The organism is uncultured Legionella sp. (genome assembly GCF_937871865.1).
Classification (GTDB): domain Bacteria; phylum Pseudomonadota; class Gammaproteobacteria; order Legionellales; family Legionellaceae; genus Legionella.
This window is the reverse complement of record NZ_CALMPD010000200.1, coordinates 1-4,247: the sequence shown is the minus strand read 5'-3', so window position 1 is coordinate 4,247 and position 4,247 is coordinate 1. Positions and strand designations below refer to the sequence as shown.

Here is a 4,247-nt window from a genome sequence, read left to right as displayed (position 1 = left end):
TAGAGAATTATTAATGGTAACAACATTGATGGCTGGTAAAATGTCAACAGACCTGTTTGTTATTAAGTATGTAGCTACTTTTAAGGCGGATAATGTTACAATTATTTTAAAGGATTAGCAAAAATTATTGGTACGACTCAAGGTTTAACTTTACATCATGAGCGACAGTAGATAAATTACCCATTTTTTTAAGAGTATTAATCATGCAAGAGTATAAAAAATTCATATGCGTTATCTGTGGCTTTATCTATGATGAAGCAGAAGGATGGCCGGAAGATGGTATTGAACCCGGAACACTTTGGGCCGATGTGCCTGAAAATTGGTTTTGTCCTGATTGCGGTGCAGGGAAAGAAGATTTTGATATGGTTGAAATGGACTAGTTCCTCACTGCATCGAATGTTTGGATTAGACAGGAACCAGAGGAATCCTGGCATATTTGTGCACAACCAACAGGTATATGCTATTGAACAAACTGACCTCAATTTTATCGTTCCCGCCTGCGCGAGAACGATAAAATCAAGATCCTAATGAATCAAAAAATAACTAACAAAATGTATAAAAAATCCCAGGGGCGCTCAGAACAAGCCCCCAAGGGGCCCTATATTGTACGTTGCTCTCGAAATACCTCAGAAAGGCTTTACTACAACGAAAATTACTATTCCAGTGAGCAATAAAACAGGTAGTTCATTAAAAATACGATAAAAACGTGATGTCTTTAAATTTCTATCTTCTGCAAATAGTTTCAAATAATGACCACAGATAAGATGGTAAGCCCACAACAATAAAACAAGAGCCAGTTTGGCATGCATCCACCCTGCTTTTAGATAATAATGGAGATTAAAGCTGATAAGCCACAACCCTAATGCTGTCGCAACTAATGCAGAAGGCCAAGTGATTCCATAATAAAGCCTTCGCTCCATAATTTTAAACCGTTCCTGACTGATAATGTCTTTTGATTCTGAGTGATAAACATAAAGTCTGGGCAGATAAAATAACCCCGCAAACCATGCAACCAATGTAATAATGTGAAAAGCCTTAACCCATAACATACTATTTCCTCTCTATCTTTTTACGATTTGCTCTATTACGTTTTATTAAATTCAAAGATTCCACACCTAGAGAGAATCCCATGGCAAAATATAAATATCCTCTGGGAATATGAAATGAAAAACCATCAGCGACTAAAACTGTTCCTATTAGAATAAGATAACTCAGGGCGAGCATTTTGATTGTGGGGTGCTTGGAAATGAACTCACTAACCGGTTCACTCGCAAAAATCATTATGATAATTGCAATGCTTATAGCCAAAGCCATAACCCAAAAGAGAGAGGTTAATCCTACCGCAGTCAATACGCTATCTAACGAAAAAACAATATCAAGCAACGCAATTTGAATAATGACGCCCCGAAAGGTTGCGGCAGAATTTAAATGTGTAGTTACTGGTTTAACGGAATCATCATCCGTAACATCCTGGTGGATTTCATCCGTCGCCTTCCAAATTAGAAATGCACCGCCTAAACAGAGAAATATATCTCTGGCTGAAAAGCTGAATGAACCAATAGAAACCAGAGGGTGTACTAATTGAACCATATATACTGCCGAGCCCAAAAGCAGTAGCCTCGTGGCCCAAGCGAAAGTTAGTCCCCATCTCCTGGCTTTTTTTCTCTTCTCACGCGGTAATTTTTCTGTAAGGATTGATAAAATTACAAGATTATCTATACCTAATACAATTTCAAGAATAATTAATGCAATTAAACTTAAAGAAATATCAATAAACTCCATGCCAAATCCCTGAAAATACTAGAACCTCCATTCTCTCTAAAATATTTGTAAAGGTAAATGATTCACTTTATTCATTTGCTTCGATATAATTATCAAGTTTAATCAATCAAGTGAGAATCAGCAATCATCAAATTCATCAAAAAACTGTTAAAGAAGAACAGAGCTCATAAGCCTTCTGTGGACTCCACTTATATAATTCCACGAACAAAACACTCTATCTCAAAAACAGACATTAGCAATAATGCGATAAAGGTACTTAACCGCTTGATCAGTAGTGGGTTTCAAGCATATCTTGTAGGCGGTAGCGTAAGGGACTTATTACTTCATAAAGCGCCCAAGGATTTTGACGTTGCTACTAATGCTACACCTAATGAGATAAAAAACCTTTTTAGAAATGGACGAATAATTGGTCGCCGTTTTAAACTGGTACATATTTTATTTCATAGGGAAATTATAGAAGTTGCTACGTTTAGAGGACATGACGCTGTAGATGATAGTCAGCAAACAAATGAACGGGGCATGCTTGTGCGTGACAACGTGTATGGCACCTTGGATGAAGACGCCTGGAGACGCGATTTCACAATCAATTCGTTATATTACAATATAGATGACTCATCAATAATCGACTTTACTGGCGGTGTAAAAGACGTTCAGAAAAAATTGATTCGAATGATAGGCGATCCAGTTACGCGTTATAAAGAAGATCCTGTGCGAATGCTTCGAGCGATAAGATTCAGTGCCAAATTACATTTTAAACTCGCACCCGAAACAGAAGCTCCTTTTCCTGATATCAGTCAATTAATCACTCATGTTTCAAATTCCCGATTATTTGATGAAATAACCAAGCTCTATCAGTGCGGTGAAGCAGAGACAGTTCAAAAACTGCTTATCCAGTATGGATTATTCAAACATTTATGCCCACTTACCGATGCTTTATTCAATACAGAATATCCAGTTAATGCTTTATTGGGTATTGCTCTGGAAAATACGGATATACGTATCAGAGACAATAAGCCAGTAACACCTGCCTTTTTGTTTGCGGTATTGTTGTGGTTCCCCATGATAGACCTATCCAGAAAATTACAGAGCTCAGGAATGGATCCGCTGCCTGCAATAGAAAAATCCATGTCACTCACAATTGCAGAACAAAATCGGATAATTTCTATTCCCAAACGCTATAGTCAGGTTATTAGAGAAATATGGCTATTACAATACAGATTCTCCAAACGATTGGGCGGAAGAGCGTTTAATTTGTTGCAACATCCACGATTCAGGGCTGCATTTGATTTTATGGCATTACGAGCTTTAGCAGGAGATGAGTCAATGGAGCTTGCCCAATGGTGGACAACATTTCAGGAAGTAGACGAGGCAGAGCAGACTAATATGGTAAAGCTATTAACGCCTGCCCCCACTCAAAAACCCAGACGCAGGCGAAAACCTAAAGTAGCCAAATGAATACATGCTATTTAAGCCTGGGTTCTAACCAAAAATCGCCTGAACGTCATATCCGACAGGCGATAAAGGATCTTGAATCCATACCTCACACCTCAATACTTACACGTTCCAGTTTATATTGGACAAAAGCGTGGGGGCTAACAACGCAACAAGACTTTTGTAATGCAGTGGTAGCTATATCTACGTCATTAAGGCCTACTCTTCTTTTAAAATGGTGTCATTCTATTGAAAACAAACATGGACGCGTGAGATTAAAGCGTTGGGGGCCAAGAACACTCGATATTGATATAATATTATATGGAGATAGAACAATGCATACGAATAAACTAACCATTCCACATCCCCATTATCTATCAAGAGATTTTGTGCTAAAGCCTTTATTGGAAATAAATCCAATATTACAATTTAAAAATTAACAGTATTTCTTTCTTATCTACTAAAATATAAATTAATGATTCTATTAAAAAAGAGGCGATTATGTACACTAATATATTGTTTGCTACAGATTTGCTTAATGAACACAGTCATCTTATTGAAAAGGCAGCTACTATTGCGGAACAATTTAAAGCAAAACTCTATTTATTACATGTGATAGAACTTCCTGCCAGCATTCAATTGGCTCAAGGATTAGGATTTACTGAATTAGCAAATCCCGCTAAGGATGATGCGCAAACAGTACTGTCCTTAATTGGTGAAAATCTTCATATCCCAGCAGAGCAACAATTTGTAGAAATTGGCTCAGTAAAAGAACATATCTTTTCTAAAGTAAAGGAACTGAACTGCCAACTGATTATTATTGGCAATCATTCATCCCGAGGAATTCAAACATTTTTAGGAAGTACCGCGCATGCTACGGTAAATCACGCACCATGCGATGTTTTAACATTAAGAGTTTAGTATTAATTATATTTGAAACAGAGTGGCATATTAGGAACTGGTAAAATTATAGGAGCACTCCTGAAAATTTGCGGATGCTAGCGTATCGACGTGCAGTGACGTACTCTCACTAA

The 4,247-nt window shown here is 37.4% G+C and carries 6 protein-coding genes; 4 read left to right on the top strand and 2 right to left on the bottom strand.

The window, feature by feature from the left end:
- The first annotated feature begins 203 nt into the window (after positions 1-203).
- Positions 204-380, top strand: coding sequence for a rubredoxin (locus tag Q0495_RS10775; protein ID WP_173237114.1), 177 nt, complete (start codon positions 204-206; stop codon positions 378-380).
- Between the two features lie 246 nt (positions 381-626).
- Here Q0495_RS10775 and Q0495_RS10770 read toward each other — a convergent pair whose 3' ends face one another.
- Entirely contained in the window at positions 627-1,049 is a 423-nt protein-coding gene (locus Q0495_RS10770; protein ID WP_298626002.1) for a CopD family protein, read from the bottom strand.
- Between the two features lies 1 nt (position 1,050).
- On the bottom strand, positions 1,051-1,782 hold the full coding sequence (locus Q0495_RS10765) for a TerC family protein (RefSeq protein ID WP_298625999.1): 732 nt from the start codon (positions 1,780-1,782) through the stop codon (positions 1,051-1,053).
- Between the two features lie 144 nt (positions 1,783-1,926).
- Here Q0495_RS10765 and pcnB point away from each other — a divergent pair, with 144 nt between their 5' ends.
- The 3 genes from pcnB to Q0495_RS10750 all read left to right on the top strand — a co-directional run bounded on the left by pcnB (position 1,927) and on the right by Q0495_RS10750 (position 4,134).
- Positions 1,927-3,237: a polynucleotide adenylyltransferase PcnB gene (gene pcnB / locus Q0495_RS10760; protein WP_298626007.1), complete on the top strand. Its 1,311-nt coding sequence runs from the start codon at positions 1,927-1,929 to the stop codon at positions 3,235-3,237.
- Positions 3,234-3,653: a 2-amino-4-hydroxy-6-hydroxymethyldihydropteridine diphosphokinase gene (gene folK / locus Q0495_RS10755; protein ID WP_298625996.1), complete on the top strand. Its 420-nt coding sequence runs from the start codon at positions 3,234-3,236 to the stop codon at positions 3,651-3,653. Before pcnB ends, folK begins: the two co-directional genes overlap by 4 nt.
- A 61-nt stretch (positions 3,654-3,714) precedes the next feature.
- Positions 3,715-4,134, top strand: a complete 420-nt coding sequence (locus Q0495_RS10750) for a universal stress protein (protein WP_298625993.1) — start codon at positions 3,715-3,717, stop codon at positions 4,132-4,134.
- Positions 4,135-4,247 lie beyond the last annotated feature (113 nt).

Excerpts from the sequence above, each read along its gene's own strand:
- Q0495_RS10775 (WP_173237114.1), top strand. The coding sequence starts at position 204 with ATGCAAGAGTATAAAAAATTCATATGCGTTATCTGTGGCTTTATCTAT.
- Q0495_RS10770 (WP_298626002.1), bottom strand. The coding sequence starts at position 1,049 with ATGTTATGGGTTAAGGCTTTTCACATTATTACATTGGTTGCATGGTTT.
- Q0495_RS10765 (WP_298625999.1), bottom strand. The coding sequence starts at position 1,782 with ATGGAGTTTATTGATATTTCTTTAAGTTTAATTGCATTAATTATTCTT.
- folK (WP_298625996.1), top strand. The coding sequence starts at position 3,234 with ATGAATACATGCTATTTAAGCCTGGGTTCTAACCAAAAATCGCCTGAA.
- Q0495_RS10750 (WP_298625993.1), top strand. The coding sequence starts at position 3,715 with ATGTACACTAATATATTGTTTGCTACAGATTTGCTTAATGAACACAGT.